This window comes from Streptosporangium sp. NPDC002544, assembly GCF_040295965.1.
GTDB lineage: Bacteria > Actinomycetota > Actinomycetes > Streptosporangiales > Streptosporangiaceae > Streptosporangium.
The window spans coordinates 1-20,984 of record NZ_JBEOWJ010000002.1; the positions used below are offsets into that span (position 1 = coordinate 1).

The following is a 20,984-nucleotide window of genomic DNA, read 5'->3' on the forward strand; positions in this document are numbered from 1 at the left end:
CGGCCTGAACGACCAAGGAGATACGACGTCAGCGAGCAACCACCCCGATTTTCAGGCCCGAACGGCCTCCTCCGCCAGGGGAGATTGGAGACTAAAGCGGGTGTCGCATGTTCGAATCATGCCGGGGGCACTCTTCTGACCAGCGGATACACCCCTGACCTGGAGTGATTCACGATCGTGCCTCAGCGCACCTAGGCAACCGAACGCAGCTGTAGGCAGCCCTGTGCCAGTGGCCGCGGAATATACACGGAATGATCTTGACGGTGTTTCCGCAGGTCGTCCCCCAACTCGGCGAACCGCTGGCACGCCAGAGCCTCCCGATCCCGCAGCCGTCCCGAAGCCCCTACAGAATGATCTCTGTACGGGTCATGCCCGTCATGTAGATGAACCGGCCAGGGGCTGGCCGGAAACGTCACGTGGATGAGCCCACGGACTACGGACGAGGGCTGGAAGTGCTCTCCAACTCGGTGATGTACGTGACATCGGTGTCCGAGGGCAGGCCGAAGACCTCGCGGGCCTCTTCTCTGACCACATCGTGCATGTCCGAACCGGTGGCGGTCAGTTTCAATGCCCGCGGTGCTCCTCCGGGAGAGAACATCTCGCGCACCGAAGGAACGTTCAGGTCCCCGTCCAGAGGTTCCTCCACCTGCCGTACAGTGAAGCCTCCGTTGACCGACTCGACGGTGAGAAGAAGCGAGGTCCGGTAACCGGTGCCGCCGACGAGCAAGGTCCCAGAGCGGGCGAGTTCCTCACACACGGCCACGATCCCGAGCAGTAGTTGAGAGCTTTTCCGGCGTACCTCCACGAATTCCTCATGGCAAAACACGCGCGGACTCAGATCCGGCCTGTCACTAGCCAAGACATAGCTTCCGACACGATCGGGATCTGTCTCCAAAAAACGGTCAGCGGCCTCAAGGAGCGCCTCGCGCGTCGAGGAGTCGACCGAGACAACCTCCTCTTTGGCTGTGCCAGGGTAATCAGACCAGGACGGTTGCAGGGCGGACCAAGCGGCGGCCGCAACCCCAAGCGCTAGAGCGGCGCTTCCCCCTGCAGCCAGCCACCGGCCCGAAGCCGCCATTCGTCCCCCGCGCGTTTTTGACATCGCTGCCCCATGATTCCAGCCGAGTTACTTCCTGCTCTTCTTGCCGCCACTACAACGAGAGATCAAAGCACAACGTAGATCATTTTGCTGTGAGTTCTCAGACCCGGCAAAGTGCCGACCTAGGATGATCCACCGTGCAACGACTTGCGCTCTTCGATCTGGACAACACCCTCGTGGATCTCGACAAGGCGTTCCAGGTGTGGGCCGCTTGGACCGGGTGCGCAGGCCCTCGACGCCCTCGGCCTGGTAGCGGCGGTACCAGATGTAGTACGCCTGCCGGCTGATCCCGTAGTAGCGGCACGTCAGCGCGACGTTGCCCGAGACCTCTTCGACGTGACGGATGATGGCCAGGCGCCGCTTGGCCTCACGATCCAGCGGGGGGTTTGGGGTGGACATAGATGGTCTCCGTAGTGGCCGGAGATCCGGGTGTCAACGATGTCTGTCAGTTTTAGATCACCCAGATCTACGAGGGCAGGGCACACTCAGGGCACACAGGCGCGAGAAGCAGCAGGAAACGATGAGAACCAGCGAACGCCAAAAGCCCAGCTCAGAACACCTTCTAAGAGATCATCGCAGGTCGGCCCCCATGACGCATCAGATCTCGATGTTCTGAGCTGTTGGGTCGCTGACCTGCGGTGATCTCGTCATGTGGGGCCTTCAGGGCACTTCACGCTTGATGACCTTCAGCTGGCACGCGATAGAAGGTAGGGGCGGGCGCGTGCCCGGAGAACCTCGCCCGAGGAGGATCGCGGTGCCCCTGATCTCTCGCAGCGACTGCGAGCTGAACGCCTACGACCGCACGTTCTTCGTGGTCGATGTGACGTTCGCCTACGATCCCGGCGACTTCCCGGGTGGCGGCTGGTTCGGAGCGATCACGAACTGCTGCCGCGTCTCCGCGGACGACGACCGCGTGGGTATCCGGCTTGAGGCGTGGGACGACGTACCCGAGGAGCCGCGCGAGCCTTGGGCGGACGTCGCCTCGGGGAGACCGGGGAGATCTGCGCGGCGGAGCTCTACACGGATGTGCAGGACGGGTTTCTCCTCCTGGACGAGTAGGTCCTAAGTCCGATCAGTTGATCGAGTGATGGGCTGGGCGGTGGCCCGGTTGCGCCCGGAGGTCACCCGGCGCGGCAGGGGGCCGACCAACGGAGGCAGATGGGAAGTCGGCTTTTCGCATCCAGCACCACCCGGTCGCCCAGCGGTTCCCCGAGCCGGACGACGCCCTCGCCGGATGCGCCGACGCCCGCACACAGGCCGTTACCGACGCGCTCGTGGACCTCGATTCCGAGGACCACGACGTCGGGCCGCTCGTCGGCCCGCGGGTGGACGGTCGGCATCTTTCGGCCGAGGCAGACGCCGTAGTCGTAGTTCACCCGCAGCGTGCGCTCGTCGAGCACCTCGAAGCCTCTGACGTCGGGGGACAGGTGGTCACCAACGGCGTCTTCGACGGTGCCGAGCGTGGCCCGGTCGACTGCGACGTGGTCGATCGGGCCGGGCAGGTTGGAGAAGTACAGCCGCCACGCCGGGACGGTGGCCATGCCGCGCAGGGTCCGCAGGCGCATGGTCGTGAAGGTGGCGGTGGTCATCTTGTACGCCCGATCGTCTTGGCTGGAGGCCTCCTCCTCGTAGGGGGACAGTGTGATCAGCGCCTGGCGTGCGCTGATCACGGAGACCTGCGTGGTGGAACCGTCGTCCCAGCGGATACGCGCCTCGTCCGGGGTCGGGGGGAGCGGGCCGGCCACGGCGAAGCCGTACTCCTCGTCACTGGAGATCCGCTGCTCCACGTCGTGTGGCATCTTGCTCAGGTCCTCCGTCGGGACGAAGCCGTTGCGCCAGATCTCCGCCGCGCCGCTGGTCCGCCAGGTCCAGACGGCGCGGGCGGCGTGGTCATCGAAGGTGAGCTGTCCGACGAGGAGGTGGCCGTCGCTGACGAGCAGAGTCAACATCAGGAGCGTCGCGAGTAATCGCAGCATCCGAAGATTATCGAGGGTCTCTGGGACCGACAGGGCACCCTGTAAGGCCGGCTCGACCTCGAACCGCACGGTGCCCGTACCTCGAGCTCGGTGCGTGGGACCACGTATCGCTCAGCGCCTCCTGGCACTGAGCGCTGCCATTTGGCCACAACCACGCCACCGCCCAGCCCATCACCCGATCACTGAGGTGATCTCAGCGATTTTCATTTCAGGTAGCTGTGGACGTTGATGGAATACCGAAGGGGTCGCATTCCGCTTGCCTCGTCGCGTGTGGTCATGGGGTGGTCTCCTCGTGGCCGGCGGATCCGGTCTGATGAGGGACGCACCACAAGCGGTACGTCGCCCTGGTCATGGCCAGCAGCATGCGGGGAGCTACCCCGGCTATGCCGGACGCGGATTTGGCCCGGACGCGGTACGTGCGGTCTGCCGGTATGGCTTCGAGAAAGAGAACCACGCGGCTCACCATCTCCACCACAAGGTCGGATTCGTTGACGAAGGCCGACTGCGCCAAATCTTCCGGCACGAAGGTAGGTGGTGCGACAAGTACACGACGGGCCTGCTCGAAGACGAGCTTCACTGACCCGGGTCAGCTCCTCGATGAGCATTGAATCGCCCCGGCTTGGAACGCTTTCCAGGGGATCACCGCAGGTCGGTCACCATGACGGAGCAGACTCGATGTGCTGAAGTGGAAAAGGGACCAGGATCGTTGATTCAGGCCCCTTCGCCGTGCCGGGGTCGTTTCCCTGCCAGGAGGCCGACGCGGGTCAGGCGTAGCGGAAGATAATCAAAAAAAGGTGCCTACGGCCATCAAGAAGATGGCCGTCGCACCGATGACCAGGCTTCGGAGCCGGTAGTGATGGTGAACACCTGTGCCGGACGATTGCGGTGCTCCAGGACGTGGTTACGCCCTGATGCCTTCGAAGCGCCCCAGGCGCGTCGCTCAGCGCTCGCGCCGGCGCCGGGCCTTACCGCTCACTCCGCCGAACAGCGCCAGGCCCCTCACCACGACCACTGGCGCCGACGGGTCGACGTCTGGGCTGCTGTGCACGTCGAAGCCGCCGAAGATGCCGATGCCATGGCAGCGCACCTCCGTCCCCTCGGGCACGATGATCTCGGCCCCACCGAAGATCGCGTTGACCGTGATCTCGACCTCTTTCGCCTCGAACTCGGCGTCGGTCAGGTCAAACCGCAGGCCGCCGAAGACGGCCAGCGCTTTGGTCCGCCGCCGCATCCGCCAGCGGCCCTTGCGCTCGGCACCGCCGAAGATGGCGACGATGTTCTCGGGCTTGGAGTTCGCATCCGGCAGGTAGGACACCGGGGTCGCGGCCGGACGGTGCCGGTCGACCTGTAGGTCGCGGGTGAGGACCTCGAGCTCCCCCACGGTCTTGGCCTGGTAGAGCCTGTCCAGGCGCTCGGAGTACTCCTCGTGGCTCAGCTGACCGGTGCTCAGGGCTTCACCGAGCAGGGTGCTGACCTGCTCCCTATTGCTGTCCGAGGCGCGCAGGTGTGACATCTGGGAGTCCCTACGCTGAGGGGGATTTTCCATGCTGGCCACGATAGTTCTCATTCATCCTGACGGGGAGCTTGCCAGGGGGTTCGGTCACGCCCAGCTCGCCCGCGGCCTCTGGATGCCGACGAAGGGCCGGCAGTGTGGCGGCAGGCCGGGGAGCGGGCTCGGTCCGGCAGAGAGGGCGGGTGCGGCGAGCGGGGCGGGGAGACGGGCCGGCCGTAAGGCCGGCACCGCGCCCCGACCCGGCTCAACCGGCAGGTTCCACCGGACCGAGCCGGAAATCGTCAGGACCGCCAATTGAGGGATCGGGACACCGCGCCCCACGATGGGCACCCCGTGCCATCCGCCCGATGTGAGAGGTTCACATGTCTTCGAACGCCCTCGCCGTCTCGGTCGTCTACCCGTTGCAGATCCGCCATCCGGACGTGGTCGTGCCGTTCGCCGAGTTCGTGCTCCGTTCGGGGGCTGAACGCCTGTGGCTGGGCCAGTCACTGAACGTGGACACCCACCTGGCGGCCGCCTACCTGGCCGGGCGCGGGCTGCGCGTGCCGATGGGCTCCAGCGTCACGCTGCTGCCGCTGCGCCATCCCTACCAGGCCGCAGTCGAGGCCAGGTCGCTGGCCGTGCTCACCGGCCGGCCGTACGTCGCGGGCTTCGGCGCCGGTGACCCGGAGTTCACGGCGAACCTGGCCGGCCGGCCGTACCGCAGCCCCCGGCGGGCGGTCGAGGAGTACCTGTCGGCGGTACGCGCCCTGCTCGACGGCCGGGCCGTCGAGCACGAGGGCGAGCACTTCACGGTGCACGGCATGCTGCTGCCCGCCGAGCATCCTGGGGTCGAGGTGGGCGCGGGCGTGCTGCGGCCCATGATGGCGCGTACGGCGGGGGCGGTCGCGGACGTCGCAATCACCTGGCTGGTGCCCGCCGGATATCTGGGCGGCGTCCTGCTCCCGGCGCTGCGGGCCGGGGCGCAGGGGCGTCCCCGGCCGCCCCGGGTGGTGTCCGTCGTGCACGTCGCGGTCGAGCGGCCGGGGCGGGACATCGGGCGGCTCGTCCGGGTGGCGACCGGCGCGCACCTGGAGGCCGGGCACTACGCCGACATGCTGCGCCGGGCGGGGGTTGAACTGGCGGGTCTCGGCCCGGCGGATGTCTCCAGGGCACTGCTGGACGCCGGGGCGTTCGTGGCGGGCAAGCCCGACGAGATCGCGGCCGAACTGCGCCGGTTCCACGAGGCCGGCGCGGACGAGGTCGTGCTCAACTCCTGCGGCGTGCTGGCCACCGAGGGTCCCGGCGCGGCGCTGGCCGACCTGGCCGATGTGCTGGCGGCCCTCGAGTAAATCGGCGTAATCGACAATAGAGCCATGTGGTCCTGAAATGTCAGGATGAATGTGTGTGACAGAGTCCGGCGCCGGAAGAGGAAAGCCGGGCGGGCCCCGACGGTTGAACGCCGGAAAGACCACCCCGGATTTCCGCTCGTCACATGTGCCAGCCCATTTGGCCTAACGGCCAGAAATGAAAAGGTGGAGACACATGTCTGCTGTCAGGGACCAGTTCGACCTGGACGTCCGCGTCGCCAAGCCCGGGGACATCGCCGAGCCCGACTCGATCAGCGTGGTGACCCGTCTGGTCTGCACCCGGGTGACCTGCCGCAGCTGCACCTGTGTGAGCTGCATCACGCAGTGCCCGCTCGGCTGCTGGTAGTCCGCTGAAAGGGTCCGCCGCGCTGGAATCTCGGCGGCCCCGCCCGAGCCGCCGTGTCCGTGCAGAAAACTCGCGGACACGGCGGCCGCACACCGCGGGAACGGCTCAGGTAAGACGGGTCGTGATTTCGGAAAGCCGTGCCATCCGAAAACGGCAATACGCCCGGTGAGCCGTCGGCGCGTCATGTGCGTCACGAATGACGGCCTCCGGAATCACGTCCCACAATATGCCGTCCGGCCCGCGGGCCAGGAATAATGAAGCGTTTTCCGATCGTCGTGTCGGAAAGCCGTGTTCGGGGGTGTGGATGGATCCGCCGCGCTGGAATCACGGCGGGCCCACCATTGAAGCCGCCGTGCCCCGCCAACGCCTCACGCCGCGGGTACGGCGGCCACCTCTCATTAAAGCTTTTTCCACCGGCCCTGTCGCCCGAGGTGGCGATCAGGAGTCCGCCGACCGGCGTCCCGGCTCCCGGTTCGTTACCGGGATGCGCCCCTCACCAGGCCCGCCGGTTGCGCGACCCATAGGGAGATCCGTGAGCACACTTGTCGAATCCGGGCACGTCACCAAGGCGCTGTCCGAAGCGGCCAGGAAGACCGCCGAGCTCATCGCGCGCAGGCTCGCCGACCCCGAGGTGGTGCGGTTGGCCGTGGCCAGGTCCGAGCAGACCGCTCGGTACCCCTTCGGCTGGGGCGGTGCCTCCCTGTACTCGGGACACGGGAGCAGCGCGCTGCTGTTCCGCCAGGCCGCCAGGGCGCTGCCTGACGACGCCGAGCACTGGCGGGACCTCGCCCACGAACAGGTGGTCACCGCCGTGCGCAGCACTCACGAGGAGCCGCTGGCCGACGCCGGTATGGCCGCGGGCACGGCCGGTCTGGCGCTCGTCCTGGCCGACGCGGCGAGTGACGACCCGCGGTACGAGGCCGCCGCCCGCGGTCTGGACCGCAAGCTGGCCGACCAGGTGCTCACCGCCGCGTCCTGGCGGCGTGCCGGGGGAGCCGGTGGAGTGGCCGACCACGACTACGACGTGATCGTGGGCGCCACGGGCAGCCTCACCAGGATGGCCGACGCGGACTCGGCCGAGCCCGTCGCCGCGGAGGCCGTCCGCCGACTGATCGACGACCTGCTGTGGCTGTGCGACGGGACGGGGGAACGCCGGCCGTGGTTCATACCGCCGGAGTTCTTCCCCGCGGAGGACTACCACGAGGCCTATCCGCACGGGTACGTCAACCTCGGCCTGGCCCACGGGATCCCCGGCCCGCTGGCCGCGCTGGCCCTTGCCCGGCGCGCCGGGCACGGCGGCGAGCCGGTGCGCACCACGATCCGACAGGTGGCCGACTACCTCGTGGACGCCGCCATCGCCGACGAGCACGGCCCCAGCTGGGCCATGGGGATCCCGCTCGACGCCTCCGGCGCGGAGCACCGGCACGGTCTTGCCCCGGCCCGGGTCGCCTGGTGCTACGGCACCCCCGGAGTGGCCTGCGCCCTGCTGCACGCCGCCGACGCGCTGGACGACCACGCCCTGCGCCGGTTCGCGAGCTCCGCGCTGGAAGGCGTGCTGCACAGGTTCGCCGGCGAGGGCCACTTCAGTTCGGCCACCCTGTGCCACGGAGCGGCCGGCCTGCTGGCGATCTGCGCGCGCTTCGCCAGGGACACCGACAGCGCCGTGGCGCGCCGGACGCTCCCCGTCCTCACCGAGGCCGTGCTGGAGCACTGCGACCCCGACCTGCCGCTCGGCGTCCAGGACCTCGAACAGCCGGGCGTCCTGCTGGACAGTCCCGGCCTGCTCACCGGTGCCGCGGGGGTGGCGCTCGCCCTGTGGTCGGTGTCCGTGTCGGCGTCCACCCGATGGGAACGGGCGCTGCTCATCAGCTGACCGAACCCGGCGACAGAGCGACGAGAGCGACGGAGAGGGCAACCGATGACGAACACCCCTGTATCCCGGCTGTACACCCCGGCCGGATTCTTCCTGCTGCGCGCCCCCATCATGCCCGTCCAGACGTTCACCGGACTGCTCTCCGGTGACGGTGGCGCGGACGGCGCCAGGGAACGACTCAGGTCGCTCAGCGAGCACCCCCGCTTTGTGCAGGCGCTGCACGTGGCCAGCCCGAGCATGACCGCGGGTCTCGCGCACCTGTCCGGCGCCGACGAGAAGCGCGTGGCCCGGGCCTACTCGACGCTGCTGCGGTACGGGACCAGGATGGCGACCAGGCCGACGCCCTACGGCCTGTTCTCCGGCGTGGGCGGGGGCCGGTTCGCCGGGACCACCTCCCTCCACCTGGCACGCGACCCGCTGGCCCGCACCCGTACCCGGGCGGACGCCGGCTGGCTGCTGTCCCTCATCAAGGAACTGGAAGAGGACGACACGCTGCGCGACGGTCTGCACGTGGGCGTCAACCCGATGCTGTACCGGGTCGGGGACCGTGCGGTGCTGTCGTTCGCCGACGTGTACGGCACGGCCGACAACCGGCACGTGGGGTTCCGGGTCACGGCGCCGGTCGAGCTGGCGCTCGGCATGGCCGCCGTGCCGGGCACCACGTACGCCGAGATTGCCGAGCGGATCGCCACCGACGTGCCGGGCGCCACCCCGGACAAGGCCCGTGCCCTGCTGGCCCAGCTGTGGGACCTGCACGTGCTGATCAGCGATCTGCGGCCGGCGATGACCGCGCCGCTGTCCGAGCTGGATCTGCTCAAGCGGCTGGACGGCGTCGCGGGCACGGAGGCGGTGCGGGCCGGCCTCACCGAGGTCAGAGAACTCGCCGACGCGATCGACGACGCGCACGGTACGGCGGGGACCGCGGCGCTGGACCGGCTGTCCGCCCGGCAGCGCGCCATGACGCCCGGCAACACCCGGGAGACCTACCAGGTCGACGCCGCCCTCGCGGCACGCGGCGAGCTGTCCCGGCAGGTCGCCACCGTGGCGGCGGAGGCCACCGACGTGCTGCTGCGCCTCGGCGTCACCCGGCGCCGTCCGCACCACATCGTCGAGTACCACAGCGCCTTCCTGGAGCGGTACGGCGTGGACGCCGAGGTGCCGCTGCTGGAGGTGCTCAGCCCGGAGACCGGCCTCGACGCCCCGCCGACGTACACCATGCCGCCCCGTGCGGTCCCGCTCGCCGCGGTCCCCGAGGAGGACAGCCGGCGCAGGGACCTGGTGTTCGCCTCCCTGGCGGCCGACGCGCTGCACCGCGGGCTCGCCGAGATCGAGATCACCGATGACCTGCTCGCCCGGCTGACCGCCTGGCGGCCCCCAGGGGAGCGGACCGCGCTGCGGCCGTCGCTGGACATCTACGGGCAGATCGCGGCCGAGTCGCCGGCCGCGATCGACGCAGGGGAGTGGCGGTTCGTCGTCTCGCCGGGCGCGATGACCGACGGCGGTCGTACCTTCGGGCGGTTCTTCGACCTGTTGGACGAGGAGTCGGTGGCCCGGCTGCAGGAGTTCGCGCGCGCGGAGGAGGAACTGTACCCCGATGCGATCTTCGCCGAGTTGAGCTATGTGCCGCCGCATGGCAGGGGCGGGAACGTCACCTTCCATCCGCCGCTGCGCCGCTACGAGATCTGCATCAACACCTCGCCCTCGGTGGTCCCCGAGCACCGGATCGCGCTGGGCGACATCCTGGTGGGCGCCACCGCCGACCGCTTCTACCTGCGCTCGGCCCGGCTCGGCCAGGAGGTCTATGTCACCCAGGGCCACATGCTCTCCGCGCAGAACGCGCCGAACGTCTGCCGCCTGCTGATCGAGCTGTCCCAGGACGGCTTCATGCCGCACGTGGGCTTCGACTGGGGCCCCGCCGCGGCCGCGCCGTACCTGCCCAGGGTGGTCCGCGGCCGGGCGGTGCTGCATCCGGCGCAGTGGACACTCACCTCCCGAATGCTGGGCGAGGGCGACTTCGGCGCCGGGCTGGCGCGGTGGCGGGAGACCTGGCGGGTGCCCAGGTACGTCTACCTGTCCTGGATGGACAACCGGCTGCTCCTGGACCTGGAACACCCACTGTGCGCGGCCGAGCTTGAGGAGGAGCTGCGCAGGGCCGAGCGTGGCGGCGCGGGGAGCCCTCTGGTGCTCCAGGAGATGCTTCCCGGCATGCCGGAGGCGTGGCTCGGCGACGATGCCGGCGGGCGGTACCTGAGCGAGATCGTGGTGCCCATGCTCGCCAGGGATCCGGCGCGGGTACGCCGCCCCCCGATCTCGCAGGTGCCTCCCGCCGGCACCCTGCCCGCCGTGCCCCGCCGACGCCTGGTGGGCGACGAGTGGGTCTACCTCAAGCTGTACTCCGCGCTCAACCAGCACGACGACGTCATCGTCGGGCCGCTGCGGGAACTGGTCGCGGGGCTGCGCGCGGACGGCCTGATCGACCGCTGGTTCTACATCCGCTACTGCGACCCCGGCCCGCACCTGCGGGTGCGGGTGCGGGTGCGGGGCACGGACCCGGCGGACATCGCGCAGGTGACCACCCGGTGCATCGCCTGGGCGCGGGAGTGCGTCAGGGCTGGCCTCGCCGCGGACCTCGCCCTGGTGGGCTACGACAGGGAGATCGAGCGGTACGGTGGCCCGCTGGCGATCGGCACCCTGGAGGAGGTCTTCACCGCCAACAGCGACGTGTCGGCCGAACTGGCGGCCCTGCTACGGGTCGGCCTCCAGGGGCTGGAGCCCGACGTCCTCGCCGTCATGGCCGTGCACCACCTGTACCGCGACTGGGGCCTGGACCCGCTGCGGATCGCCGGCGACCAGGAGATGGACATCGCCGATCCGATCCGCAAGCGCTTCCGGCAGATCCAGCGCACCCTGTGCGACCTGGTCGAACCCTGGGACCGGCACCCCGATCCGGTCGCCCGGGCACACCTGGGCACGCTCCGCCAGGTCTTCGCGCTCCAGCGGGACACGTTGGCCGCCGCAGGCACACGGGTACGGAACCTGGCGGACGAGGGCCGCCTGGTCGGCGACGAGCGGCGCATCCTGGCGAGCCTGGCCCACATGCAGATCAACCGGCTACTCGGAATGGACCAGGACCGCGAGCGGGCCGTCCATGCGCTGTGGCTGCTCGCCATCCGGGCCGTGCGGGGACGGCCCCGGCGGTGAACCTTTGTCAGACGTTTCTGGGTAACGGATCGGGAGACGCGGTCGCCGTCTCCACGGTGGCGGGTGGAAGAGGTTCGGTGAGGAGAAGATGATGGTGTCGGACACGCAATCCGGCCGGCAGGGAAAATACTGGGCGCGCGCCCTGCGGCTGCTGTGGGAGGTCAACCCGCGGCACGTGGTGGGGGTCCTCACGCTGACGGCGGTGACCTCGGTCATCCCGGCCCTCAACGTGTATCTCACGGCGATGGCCGTGCAGGCCGTGGCGGACGCGGTGACCGATGGCGACGGGTTGCGCACGGCGCTGTGGGCCGGTGGCGCGCTGGCCGGCCTCATGGCGCTCGCGCACTTCTTCGCGGTCGGCCGCAACTACCTTGAGACGCTCCTGCAGTACCGGATGGCCAACCAGGTCAACGAGCGCATCATGGCCAAGGCCATCCGCCTCCAGTTGCGCCACTTCGAGGACCCCACGACCTACGACGGTCTCCAGCGGGCGACCCGTGAGGCCGGGTTCCGGCCGTACCAGATCTTCGCCGACCTGATCGCGGTCACCTCCAACGCCGTCTCCCTGGTGTCGGTGACCGTGGTGCTGCTGTCCTGGGACGTGCGGGTCGCGCTGGTGGTGCTGCTCGCCCCGGTGCCGACCATGGTGGCCAACCTGTTCTTCGGCAGGCTCGGCTGGAAGATCGAGCACGACCGTTCCGCGGACCGGCGCCGTACGACGTACCTGCAGTACCTCGTGACGACCGACCGAACATTCAAGGAGACCCGCCTGTTCGACCTCGGCCCGCTCTTCCTGGAGCGGTTCCGGGCGATGGTGGGCCGGTTCTACGCGGTGGACCGCCAACTGGAGGGCCGGCAGGCCGTGGCGTCGGCGCTGCTCGGCCTGCTGAGCGTGGCCGCGGCCGGCGGGGCGGTGCTGTTCGCGGTGTCCACCACGGTCGGCACCGGCCAGGTGGGTCAGTTCGCGGGGTACATCGCGGCGATCACGTTGGTGCAGGGCGCGCTGGGATCGCTGTTCGGCGGCATCGCCCAGCTGTACGAGCACAACCTGTTCCTGGGCAACCTGTTCTCCTTCCTGGACATCCCGGAGGACGCGCTCCCCAGCGGCAGCAGGCCGTTCCCCGCCACCCTGACCAAGGGCGTGCAGTTCAGGAACGTCACCTTCGCCTACCCCGGTACCGACACCCCCGTGCTGTCGAACCTGAACCTGTTCCTGCCCGCCGGCCAGTGCGTGGCCCTGGTCGGCCAGAACGGCGCCGGCAAGACCACCCTGGTCAAGCTCCTGGCCAGGTTCTACGCGCCGACCGGCGGCGAGATACTGATCGACGGCCACCCGATCGAGGAGTACGACCTGGAGGAGCTGCGCCGCAACATCGGCGTGATCTTCCAGGACTTCGTGCAGTACGAGGCGTCGGCCAGGGAGAACATCGGCTTCGGCAGGGTGACGGCGCTGGACGACAACGAGGCCGTCCGGCGGGCCGCCGGCCAGGCGGGCGCCCTGCCGTTCATCGACGAGCTGCCCAAGGGGCTCGACACCCAGCTGGGACGGTGGTTCGAGGGCGGCAGGCAGCTGTCGGGAGGGGAGTGGCAGAAGGTCGCGCTGGCCCGCGCCTTCCTGCGGAACGCGCCGATCGTGGTCCTCGACGAGCCGACCGCCGCGATCGACGCCGAGGCGGAGGCGGAGATCTTCGGCCAGATGACCCGCCTGACCGACCGGTCGACCACGCTCATGATCGCCCATCGGTTCTCCACGGTGCGGGTGGCCGACCACATCGTGGTCATCGACCATGGCAAGGTGCTCGAAGAGGGCACCCACGCGGAGTTGATGGACCGGGAGGGCGTCTACGCCAAGCTGTTCAGGCTCCAGGCGGCCGGCTACCTCGACCAGCCCGTCGAGGCCAGGGCCTGAGTACGCGTACCGCTCGGCCGGGGACGCCTGGCCGAGCGCTACGCGGGGGTCACCGGCGTGGCCAGGTGACCGCGGCGAACACCACGGAGCAGACCAGGAAGCCCGCCGACACCACGGCCAGCCCGCCCCAGAAGGAGCTCGTCGTCGCGCCGAGGTCGAGGCCCAGACCGACCGTGGTGAGCAGGCCGGCGATCACGCCCAGGACCAGGCCGGGAACGTAGTGCCTGGGCCGGTACGCGAGGGCGCCGACCATCGGCAGGATCAGGGGGACCAGGGCGATCCCCCAGCCGGCCCGAGGCTCGCCGAACAAGGCGATCCGCACTGCGGACACGGCCGCCGCGATGCCGATCGCGAACACGGTCCAGATCACGAGCTTGACGGGACCGTATTGGCGGTCGGACTCCCCGGCGGTGTAGGCGCCCAGGCCGAACATCCAATAGGAGAACAGGTCGGCGACCATCTCACCGACACCGGTCTTCCAATCTTGGGGGTTCTCGCCATCCTTCTCGCCATCTTTCTCGCCGTCGGTGCCGAGGGGCATTCTGCTTCCTTCGTCATGGGCCGTCGCATCAATTCGAGGGCTATAATAGTGCTTCTCCCCGGTGGCACGCGGGCGTTGTGTCCACCGGCCTCCCGTTGAGTGTGGAAACGTCCGTTAAATGCCCGCTAGAATCCTCAGAAACCCATCCTCGTCCGTCCCGGCCGCCAAAAGCGCCACTCGAAGTGCGCAGTTCCGGGCCAGGGGATGTGCCGCTGCCATTGCGCTGTCCCGCCAGCGGGACGTGATCATGGATGGAGCAATCTTGAAGGCTATTAGCCGGCTTCGCGCCGGTTGATCACGGCACTGCACGCGCATCGGTCAAGACCGAAGCGGCCGGGCCGGCCGCGCGTTTCATCCGCGCCCCGATGCTCCGCCTGGCCCGGGAGAACCCGGGTGGGGGTACCGGCGCGTGCACGGCGAACTACTCGTGCTCGGGGTGAAGGTGGCCGCCTCAACCCCGGCATAACAGGCCACCCCCGATAATTGTTCTTGTCCCGGCACCGGGATAAGAACAAGAAGGTCGTCGGCCGTAGGCGGGGTATCGTCACCGACGCGCTCGGCATCATCCTCGCCGTGATGGTCACTGCCGCAAGCCTGTCCGACAACGTCATCGGAATACGACTGCTCGACCGGGCCTAAAACAGCTACCCGACGATATCCAAAGCCTGGGCCGGCACCGGCTTCGAAAACACCGGGACCGAACACGGCGCCAAGCTTGGCATCGGCGTCGAAGTCGTCTCCGGAAACATCCGGACTCGAGGTGTTCACGTCGGCAAACGCCGCTGGGTCGTCGAGCGAAGTCCGGGCCGGCTCATGTCATACCGCCACCTGGCCCGCGACTGTGAAACCCTCCCCGCCGGTTCCCAAGCCATGATCCACACTGTCCCGATCAACAGCCGCGCCAACCGCATAGCGGACGGGGCCGCCCCAACCTGGCAAGGCGCCTATCTGACATCTTCTCGCCGACTTTCACGTGATCTTGCCAGGAAGACGCCGAAGGCCTTGCCGTGCCGGGCGAGATCGGGCCTGTCCCGGAACCGTGCGATCGCGAACAGAGCCTGAACCCGGCAGGTCGGCGCCCTGGAGCCCGTCCTGGTGCCGCGACTCCGGCGTTCGGTGCGCAGTGGGCCGACGACGAACTGATCAGTTCACGGGAGACGTCGAGCATGGCTCGACAGGCGATCACGTGGGGCCTTCTGGTAGTGGAGAGATCTTATGGTGAGACCTCTTCCACCGGAGGCTGCACGCCTGTTTCGGGGCGTAGCGATCTGTCTGCGTGTCCACTCGAACGGCATGCCTGAGCTACGGAAAACCCTTCTATCCGAATCGGATTCTACTGAGAAAACGTCGCTAGAACATAAGGTGCAATCTGCTCAAATCAAACGCCCTGCAAGCTGAATCGCGAGCATCCGTGCCAGGAGTTCCGGACACAGGCGGATCGCGCTCCACGGCCCGTGGCGGCTGGAACTTCGTCATGTTACCTGATCACGAAAAATATCGGCAATCACTACAAATCTTATAAAATGATGTTAGTCTCCCGAATGTCTGTATCACACCTATGTAGGGGGTTAGGGAGTTATGGCGCATTCATTATGGTATATGGCGGTTCTCGCCAGGAGTCCTGGGAGCTTTCACGCGCCCCTCCAGGCCTGGCCGGGCCTTTCGGAAAAGCGTGAGCGAACCGGCCGCCCATGACCGGGGAGGGAGGACCGCGGACTCGTCCTGGGCCAAGGGGCGGTCGCCGAGGAGTTCTCCGAACCGAGGGGGGAGCCGGTCGACGTTGCGGTGGAGCGGCTGATTGAGACGACACCGGCGGTAGAGCATGGCTTCTTCCTTCCTTCCCGTGGGTCCTTGGCGGTAGCCGGATGCGCATCGACCACTCGGTGCGATCCGTACAGAGCCCATGGGTCTTCATGGCCGACTTCGCTGGACAGGTCGGCACCTTCGCGAGACGGGGACCTTCGTCTTCTCCGTGGTTCGCCGGAACATCTCTGTCGCCCCCAATCGAGTGTGGACGGCCAGCGTGATATGGGAATCGCCAGCGGATTTGCTCCAGAGAGCGAGAATCCGAGGGCGCGATCGATTACGAGCGCCTAATCGGCACCATTGCGACCATCCTCTCAGGGTGGGCTCGCGCACCGACGCGCGGCTCGGTCAGGTGGTCATCGCCCTTGGCCCGGCGTGGGTCCTGATCCTTGGCTGCCTGGTCCACAGGCAGCTTCCGGATACGGTGTGGTATCCCTGGCGTGGCGGGATCATCTTGAGCGGGTCCGGCTCGCCGCAGTCGCCCGTGGCAGACAACCGCGACTCTCGGCAGCGCGGCAGTGGTGGGTCCTCGTCCGCTTTCAGACGTCGCCCACGACCGCGGCCGGCGGCGGCCAGGTCGGCGCAGTCCTCACCGTGTTCCTGTTGCCGGTCGCGGTCACCCATGAGCAGGGATCCTCCCGCATGCCACGCGCTCCTCATGGGACACGGCAACTTCGCTCGCCGTGATCAGCAATCCGATCCTCTGATCTAAATCCTGTGCAAGATACGGCCGATACTTCGGAACGGGGAGACGCGTGGAGATCATGATTAGCGCGCCGGAACCAGGGTGGGTAAACGCGTTGGGGTTCCTGGACCGGCTGACGCCGCGGGAACTGGAGGTGTTCCTCCTGCTGGCCGACGGCGGGTCGAACCAGGAGATCGCGGACAGGCTCATCGTGAGCGAACGGACGGTACGCGCCCACCTGGCGCAGATCATGTCAAAGCTCCAGTTCGCCAACCGCCTGCAGGCGTGCATGGCGTCCTACACACACCGCCTAAGCCGCCCGGGTGGCGAGCCGACGAAGCACGAATATCGTCACCAATGAGAATTGCCGGTCCGCCGGCCTGGCGAAATGACTGCCATGTCGTTGAATTCCGGTAGCCGAGAGGGGGAATTCATGAAGGTTTACCAGGCTCCCGCACTCGTCGCGCGCGGCTCCTTCGCGGCCGATACCGCCGGCTCCGGCTGCCGGGTAGGTGACCGGCTCGTGGGCCGTCTCATCGCGGAGGCGGCGGCGTGATCAGTGTTCTGGTCGCCGACGACCAGAAGAGCGTCAGGCACGGTTTCGCCGCGGCGCTGAACGCCCAGCCGGACATCAACGTCGTGGGCACCGCCGCGGACGGGGCCGAGGCGGTGCGGCCGGCCAGGGAGTCCCGGCCCGACGTGGCGTTGGGCGAAGTATCGTCTGGCCATGGCCGATGATCCGCTGGAGTCGCTGCGCCGGCTCTGCCTCGCGCTCCCCGAGACCACCGAACGACTCAGCCACGGAGAGCCGACCTGGTTCGTCCGCGGCAGGAAGACGTTCGTGATGTACGCCGACCACCATCACGACGACCGGCTCGCCTTCTGGTGCGCCGCCTCGCCCGGCGTCCAGGAGGCCCTGGTCGCCGAGGCTCCCGAGCGCTTCTTCCGTCCGCCGTACGTAGGCCACCGCGGCTGGCTCGGTGTCCGTCTCGACGTTCCCCAGGACTGGACCGAGATCGCCGAGATCGTCGGGGACGCCTACCGGACCGTCGCGCCCAAGAGCCTGGTCGCCCGCCTGGAGTGAGTGGGGCCTACCCGAAGGCGGCGGTACGGAACGACGCGGGTGTGACCGCTGCTTCGCAGGGGGGCGAGGGCGCGCCTAGACCTGTCGGAACCTGTGAACGCCGAGACCCGCGACGCGTCGGCCAGGGCCACCGTCGCCGACGGTTGACGTCACCGGTCCGCGGCGTCCACGGCCTGCCGGCGCAGCAGGTCTCCCGGCCGGCAGCGGCATCGTCGCCACATCGTACGCACGTGGCGGGCGAGGATCGCCCGGCGGCGAACGGACCGGTGTCGGGCAGTGTGCGCGTTACGGGCAACCGAAGGTGGGTCGGATTGAGTGCCATGGACAGGGTGTTGATCTCGGGCATCTCCGGATCGGGAAAGACGACGCTGGCCGTGGCGTTGTCGACCGCGCTGAAGTTACCCCGGTTCGAGCTCGACGCTCTTCATCATGGGCCGGGCTGGGGGAAGCGGCCGGAGTTCGTGTCCGACGTGGAGGCGTTCTCGGCCGGGCCGCGCTGGGTGACCGAGGACCAGTATCACGGCGCCCTGGGGGATCTGCTGTGGCGGCGCGCGGACACGGTGATCTGGCTGGATCTCCCCCGTTCGGCCATCATGCTGCGGGTCGTGCGGCGCTCGATCGTCCGAGCGGTCACGCGACGCGAGCTGTGGAACGGCAACCGGGAGAGCTTTCGCGACTGGCTGGACGCCGGGCATCCCATCCGCTGGGCCTGGTCGCAGTACGAACGCAGGAGAGACGAGACCGCCGACCGCATCAACCGGCATCCTGATCTCACGGTCGTCCATCTGCGCACGAGTGGCGAGGTCCGCCGCTGGCGAGCCGGGATAACGGGGTCGAGACCGGCCCCATGACAGCCCGTACTTCGGGTGTGCCACCGTGGTGCGGGCCCGCAAGGTCGACGTCACCGACGAGGCCGAACTTGACGCGGCGCTCAACGAGGCCGACATGGTCAGCGCCGGCCTGTCACTCTTCCCGTACATGACCATCGAGATCACCCAGCCGGCGACTCATCCGTCGGACATCCGGGTCGACTGAGTTCGGTCGGCTACCGAGGAGCCCATCCAGGGTGGCGGAGTAAGTCAGCCGGCGCCGCCTGCACGTCGCTCTCGCACTCCACTGGAGCCTGCAGTCCCATCATGGCGACTGATCATTCCCCCGTCCCGGGTGTGTTCCTTCGCCGTCTCCTCGCTCAGCCCGATGGTGCGTCTTCTGTGGAGAGCTCGAATGGCGTGGCCGCCGGCGATCACCGTGACCCTTGCGCATCGATGTTCCCGCCTTTACAGTTCCCGAATACTCATTATTCGGGAGTGCCGAGAGTGTCGCGGCGGTGCCCGAACCAGGTGGGAGGTGCGGCATGGCCACTTCATCGTCACGTCGAAACGGGGCCGACCAGGCGGGTCCCGGCCTGCGCGGAGTGCTGGTCCCGGCGCTCATGTTTCAGGCGGTCGCCATCGGTGGCGCCTACGCGACGGGCCGGGAGATCATCGAGTTCGGTGCGGGTCACGGATCGCTGGGCTGGGCCGCCGGCCTGGCGATGGCGATCGCCGGGTCCCTGCTCTCATACCTCGTCTACGAGATGGCTCGCCGCCACCGGCTGTTCGACTACCGGAGTCTGCTGCGCCACCTCATCGGCAAGCTCTACTGGCTCTTCGACGCGGTCTACATTCCGCTGGCGATCGCGATCATCGCGGTGCTGGCCTCGGCCACCGGCAACATCCTCAAGGACACCCTGGGGCTCAACTACTGGGCCGGTGTCGCAGTCATCATCGTGCTTACCGGGTTCGTGACCTTCCGGGGGACCGAGGTCGTCGAGCGGTTCAACGGCATCGGCACGATCCTGCTGATGGCCGGCTACATCGTCTTCGCCTTACTCGTCATCCCATCCCACTGGGAGCGCATCGGGCAGGTCATGTCGGCGGGCGACCACTCGCTCCGGCCCGGCGCGACGATCTGGGACGCGGCGCTCCTGGGCATGACCTACGTGGGCATGGGGTTCGTCGTCTTCCCGTCCACCCTCATGACGGTCCGCCACCTGCGTTCGCGCCGCGACGCCGCCAAGGCCGCGGCGCTCACCGGCGGCCTGTACGTCGTGCCGTGGTTCCTGACCTACGCCACCCTCATGGGCTTCTACCCGGACCCGAAGGTCTTCGACGCCCCGGTCCCGTGGCTCAAGATGCTCGAAGGCAAGGGGACCTGGGTGGTCATCGTGTACGGCCTTCTCGTCGGCTGGACTCTCGTCGCCACGGCGGTCGGCCTGATCCAGGCGATCCTGCTGCGCGTCGACCAGAACCTGGTGGACGTCGGCCGCCCCGTGATGACGTCCCGGGTCCGCGTCGGCATCAGCCTGGCGGTGCTCCTGCTCGGAGCCGCCCTCGCCCAGTTCGGGATCATCGACCTCATCGCAGTCGGCTACCTCATCGGGGCCGTCGCGCTCATCCTGGTGTTCGGGGTGCCGCTCATCGCCCGCGGCGCCAAGCTCTTCCTGCCCCGCAGCAACGTCCCGGTGACCCAGAGCCAGGCGCCGACGGTGGAGTCGTGATGAGCGCTCATACGGCCTGGCGGACGACGTTCCACCTCCGCTTCCGGGACTTCGACTACTTGGGCCACATGACTGCGACGTCCTACCTCGCGTTCTTCGAAGAGGCCCGGGTCGCGTGGCTCGTCGAGGGCGCCTGCGTTGCGCAGCCCGCGTACGTCGTGGCCAGGCAGGAAATCGAGTTCGAGCGCGAGGTGCTCCCAGGCGACGGGCCGGTGACGCTCACGATCGAGCCGATCGGCCGCAGCGCGCACCGGGTCGACGTACGCGAGGAGCTGCGCGGAGCGGACGGGACGCTGAGGGCGCGCTCCACGGCGACGCTCGTCATGTGGGACCGCGAGGCCCGCCGGTCCCGGGCGATTTCCGATGCGGAGAGGCGGTTGTTCGGTGGATAGGTTCGCGCGAGGAATCAACCCGTGATCGAGAGGATGACATGGCACCGGAGAGCACGTCCGACGTCGACATGAAGGCGGAGATCCTCGCGGCCGCCGCCGAACTGTTCCAGCGTGACGGTTACAGCAAGACCAAGGTCGCCACCATCGCCCGCGCGGTGGGGATCACCCCGCCCACGCTCTACTGGCATTTCGAGTCCAAGGAGGACATCCTCTTCGAGTTCCTGCACACCAGCCTCAAGGAATTCCTGGACCGCATCGAGGCCGCCACCGCGGGGCTCACCGATCCGGTCGAGACGCTGCGGGCTTTCGCCGTCGCACACACCCGTGCCCAGCTGTCCCAGCTTGAGCAGGCGCAGACGTTCCTGTCGATGACCTACTCGCGGACACAACTGGCGTCCTCGCTGCCGAAGGAGCGCTACGAGCTCATCCGGGACCTGCACCGACGCCACCTGGACAACGCGCGCGACATCCTGCGGAAGGGCGCCGAGCAGGGGGTGTTCGACGTACCCGACCTCAACGCCACCGCCTTCGCGATCCTCAACATCTGCGAGTACAGCGCCCTGTGGTTTCAGCCCGGGGGGCCTCTCACCGTCGAGCAGGTCGCCGAGATGAACGGCGAGTTCGCGCTCCGCATCACCGTGTCACCGCACGAATCCAGGAAGGAATGACGG

At 68.2% G+C, this 20,984-nt stretch carries 22 protein-coding genes; 16 read left to right on the top strand and 6 right to left on the bottom strand.

The genetic code is table 11. The features are described 5' to 3' along the window. Positions 1 to 433: 433 nt before the first annotated feature. Together ABT061_RS02850 and ABT061_RS02855 are read right to left on the bottom strand one after the other, a co-directional pair. Positions 434 to 805 carry a hypothetical protein gene (locus ABT061_RS02850; RefSeq protein ID WP_350911978.1) on the bottom strand — a complete coding sequence of 124 codons (372 nt, stop codon included), beginning with the start codon at positions 803 to 805 and terminating at the stop codon, positions 434 to 436. A 321-nt stretch (positions 806 to 1,126) separates the two neighbouring features. Then, positions 1,127 to 1,498, bottom strand: coding sequence for a helix-turn-helix domain-containing protein (locus ABT061_RS02855; protein ID WP_350911980.1), 372 nt, complete (start codon positions 1,496 to 1,498; stop codon positions 1,127 to 1,129). A 355-nt stretch (positions 1,499 to 1,853) separates the two neighbouring features. Here ABT061_RS02855 and ABT061_RS02860 point away from each other — a divergent pair, with 355 nt between their 5' ends. Next, on the top strand, positions 1,854 to 2,165 hold the full coding sequence (locus ABT061_RS02860; protein ID WP_350911982.1) for a hypothetical protein: 312 nt from the start codon (positions 1,854 to 1,856) through the stop codon (positions 2,163 to 2,165). A gap of 55 nt (positions 2,166 to 2,220) precedes the next feature. Here ABT061_RS02860 and ABT061_RS02865 read toward each other — a convergent pair whose 3' ends face one another. The 3 genes from ABT061_RS02865 to ABT061_RS02875 form a co-directional block, all read right to left on the bottom strand. Then, positions 2,221 to 3,075, bottom strand: a complete 855-nt coding sequence (locus ABT061_RS02865; protein WP_350911984.1) for a hypothetical protein — start codon at positions 3,073 to 3,075, stop codon at positions 2,221 to 2,223. Positions 3,076 to 3,349: 274 nt separating this feature from the next. Next, positions 3,350 to 3,652 carry a hypothetical protein gene (locus ABT061_RS02870; RefSeq protein ID WP_350911986.1) on the bottom strand — a complete coding sequence of 101 codons (303 nt, stop codon included), beginning with the start codon at positions 3,650 to 3,652 and terminating at the stop codon, positions 3,350 to 3,352. A 363-nt stretch (positions 3,653 to 4,015) separates the two neighbouring features. Continuing rightward, complete coding sequence (locus ABT061_RS02875) at positions 4,016 to 4,621, bottom strand: DUF1707 SHOCT-like domain-containing protein (protein WP_350911988.1); 606 nt, start codon at positions 4,619 to 4,621, stop codon at positions 4,016 to 4,018. Positions 4,622 to 4,950: 329 nt separating this feature from the next. On the opposite strand from ABT061_RS02875, the gene ABT061_RS02880 reads away from it, so the two are divergent. The 5 genes from ABT061_RS02880 (at position 4,951) to ABT061_RS02900 (ending at position 13,266) form a co-directional block, all read left to right on the top strand. Then, on the top strand, positions 4,951 to 5,919 hold the full coding sequence (locus ABT061_RS02880) for an LLM class flavin-dependent oxidoreductase (protein ID WP_350911990.1): 969 nt from the start codon (positions 4,951 to 4,953) through the stop codon (positions 5,917 to 5,919). A gap of 193 nt (positions 5,920 to 6,112) precedes the next feature. After that, positions 6,113 to 6,283 carry an FDLD family class I lanthipeptide gene (locus tag ABT061_RS02885; RefSeq protein WP_350911992.1) on the top strand — a complete coding sequence of 57 codons (171 nt, stop codon included), beginning with the start codon at positions 6,113 to 6,115 and terminating at the stop codon, positions 6,281 to 6,283. 532 nt (positions 6,284 to 6,815) lie between these two features. Then, entirely contained in the window at positions 6,816 to 8,156 is a 1,341-nt protein-coding gene (locus ABT061_RS02890) for a lanthionine synthetase C family protein (protein WP_350911994.1), read from the top strand. 45 nt (positions 8,157 to 8,201) lie between these two features. Then, on the top strand, positions 8,202 to 11,357 hold the full coding sequence (locus ABT061_RS02895; protein ID WP_350911996.1) for a lantibiotic dehydratase: 3,156 nt from the start codon (positions 8,202 to 8,204) through the stop codon (positions 11,355 to 11,357). Positions 11,358 to 11,445: 88 nt separating this feature from the next. Continuing rightward, entirely contained in the window at positions 11,446 to 13,266 is a 1,821-nt protein-coding gene (locus ABT061_RS02900) for an ABC transporter ATP-binding protein (protein ID WP_350911998.1), read from the top strand. A gap of 49 nt (positions 13,267 to 13,315) precedes the next feature. Here the strand turns inward: ABT061_RS02900 and ABT061_RS02905 are convergent, their stop codons facing one another. Next, entirely contained in the window at positions 13,316 to 13,807 is a 492-nt protein-coding gene (locus ABT061_RS02905; protein ID WP_350912000.1) for a hypothetical protein, read from the bottom strand. 483 nt (positions 13,808 to 14,290) lie between these two features. Here ABT061_RS02905 and ABT061_RS48325 point away from each other — a divergent pair, with 483 nt between their 5' ends. The 10 genes from ABT061_RS48325 to ABT061_RS02955 all read left to right on the top strand — a co-directional run bounded on the left by ABT061_RS48325 (position 14,291) and on the right by ABT061_RS02955 (position 20,981). Next, positions 14,291 to 14,446, top strand: a complete 156-nt coding sequence (locus ABT061_RS48325; RefSeq protein WP_502991329.1) for a hypothetical protein — start codon at positions 14,291 to 14,293, stop codon at positions 14,444 to 14,446. A 1,931-nt stretch (positions 14,447 to 16,377) separates the two neighbouring features. Continuing rightward, complete coding sequence (locus ABT061_RS02915) at positions 16,378 to 16,659, top strand: helix-turn-helix domain-containing protein (RefSeq protein WP_350912709.1); 282 nt, start codon at positions 16,378 to 16,380, stop codon at positions 16,657 to 16,659. A 72-nt stretch (positions 16,660 to 16,731) separates the two neighbouring features. Further along, complete coding sequence (locus ABT061_RS02920; protein WP_350912002.1) at positions 16,732 to 16,854, top strand: keywimysin-related RiPP; 123 nt, start codon at positions 16,732 to 16,734, stop codon at positions 16,852 to 16,854. Beyond that, positions 16,851 to 17,036: a response regulator transcription factor gene (locus ABT061_RS02925; protein ID WP_502991330.1), complete on the top strand. Its 186-nt coding sequence runs from the start codon at positions 16,851 to 16,853 to the stop codon at positions 17,034 to 17,036. Before ABT061_RS02920 ends, ABT061_RS02925 begins: the two co-directional genes overlap by 4 nt. Further along, complete coding sequence (locus tag ABT061_RS02930; protein ID WP_350912004.1) at positions 17,026 to 17,382, top strand: MmcQ/YjbR family DNA-binding protein; 357 nt, start codon at positions 17,026 to 17,028, stop codon at positions 17,380 to 17,382. Before ABT061_RS02925 ends, ABT061_RS02930 begins: the two co-directional genes overlap by 11 nt. A 311-nt stretch (positions 17,383 to 17,693) precedes the next feature. Next, complete coding sequence (locus ABT061_RS02935) at positions 17,694 to 18,233, top strand: P-loop NTPase family protein (protein ID WP_350912006.1); 540 nt, start codon at positions 17,694 to 17,696, stop codon at positions 18,231 to 18,233. 25 nt (positions 18,234 to 18,258) lie between these two features. Further along, positions 18,259 to 18,417 (top strand): hypothetical protein, encoded by a 159-nt coding sequence (locus tag ABT061_RS02940; RefSeq protein ID WP_350912008.1) that lies wholly within the window; start codon positions 18,259 to 18,261, stop codon positions 18,415 to 18,417. 319 nt (positions 18,418 to 18,736) lie between these two features. Further along, positions 18,737 to 19,921 (top strand): YkvI family membrane protein, encoded by a 1,185-nt coding sequence (locus tag ABT061_RS02945; protein WP_350912010.1) that lies wholly within the window; start codon positions 18,737 to 18,739, stop codon positions 19,919 to 19,921. Beyond that, positions 19,921 to 20,313, top strand: coding sequence for an acyl-CoA thioesterase (locus ABT061_RS02950; RefSeq protein ID WP_350912011.1), 393 nt, complete (start codon positions 19,921 to 19,923; stop codon positions 20,311 to 20,313). The genes ABT061_RS02945 and ABT061_RS02950 overlap by 1 nt, the downstream gene beginning before the upstream one ends. A 38-nt stretch (positions 20,314 to 20,351) precedes the next feature. Then, positions 20,352 to 20,981, top strand: a complete 630-nt coding sequence (locus ABT061_RS02955; protein ID WP_350912013.1) for a TetR/AcrR family transcriptional regulator — start codon at positions 20,352 to 20,354, stop codon at positions 20,979 to 20,981. Positions 20,982 to 20,984 lie beyond the last annotated feature (3 nt).

Coding starts and splice junctions, on each gene's coding strand:
- ABT061_RS02905 (WP_350912000.1), bottom strand. CDS start 13,807: ATGCCCCTCGGCACCGACGGCGAGAAAGATGGCGAGAAGGATGGCGAG.
- ABT061_RS02920 (WP_350912002.1), top strand. CDS start 16,732: ATGAAGGTTTACCAGGCTCCCGCACTCGTCGCGCGCGGCTCCTTCGCG.
- ABT061_RS02855 (WP_350911980.1), bottom strand. CDS start 1,498: ATGTCCACCCCAAACCCCCCGCTGGATCGTGAGGCCAAGCGGCGCCTG.
- ABT061_RS02865 (WP_350911984.1), bottom strand. CDS start 3,075: ATGCTGCGATTACTCGCGACGCTCCTGATGTTGACTCTGCTCGTCAGC.
- ABT061_RS02875 (WP_350911988.1), bottom strand. CDS start 4,621: ATGGAAAATCCCCCTCAGCGTAGGGACTCCCAGATGTCACACCTGCGC.
- ABT061_RS02945 (WP_350912010.1), top strand. CDS start 18,737: ATGGCCACTTCATCGTCACGTCGAAACGGGGCCGACCAGGCGGGTCCC.
- ABT061_RS02900 (WP_350911998.1), top strand. CDS start 11,446: ATGATGGTGTCGGACACGCAATCCGGCCGGCAGGGAAAATACTGGGCG.
- ABT061_RS02950 (WP_350912011.1), top strand. CDS start 19,921: ATGAGCGCTCATACGGCCTGGCGGACGACGTTCCACCTCCGCTTCCGG.
- ABT061_RS02930 (WP_350912004.1), top strand. CDS start 17,026: ATGGCCGATGATCCGCTGGAGTCGCTGCGCCGGCTCTGCCTCGCGCTC.
- ABT061_RS02885 (WP_350911992.1), top strand. CDS start 6,113: ATGTCTGCTGTCAGGGACCAGTTCGACCTGGACGTCCGCGTCGCCAAG.
- ABT061_RS02915 (WP_350912709.1), top strand. CDS start 16,378: ATGATTAGCGCGCCGGAACCAGGGTGGGTAAACGCGTTGGGGTTCCTG.
- ABT061_RS02955 (WP_350912013.1), top strand. CDS start 20,352: ATGGCACCGGAGAGCACGTCCGACGTCGACATGAAGGCGGAGATCCTC.
- ABT061_RS02895 (WP_350911996.1), top strand. CDS start 8,202: ATGACGAACACCCCTGTATCCCGGCTGTACACCCCGGCCGGATTCTTC.
- ABT061_RS02880 (WP_350911990.1), top strand. CDS start 4,951: ATGTCTTCGAACGCCCTCGCCGTCTCGGTCGTCTACCCGTTGCAGATC.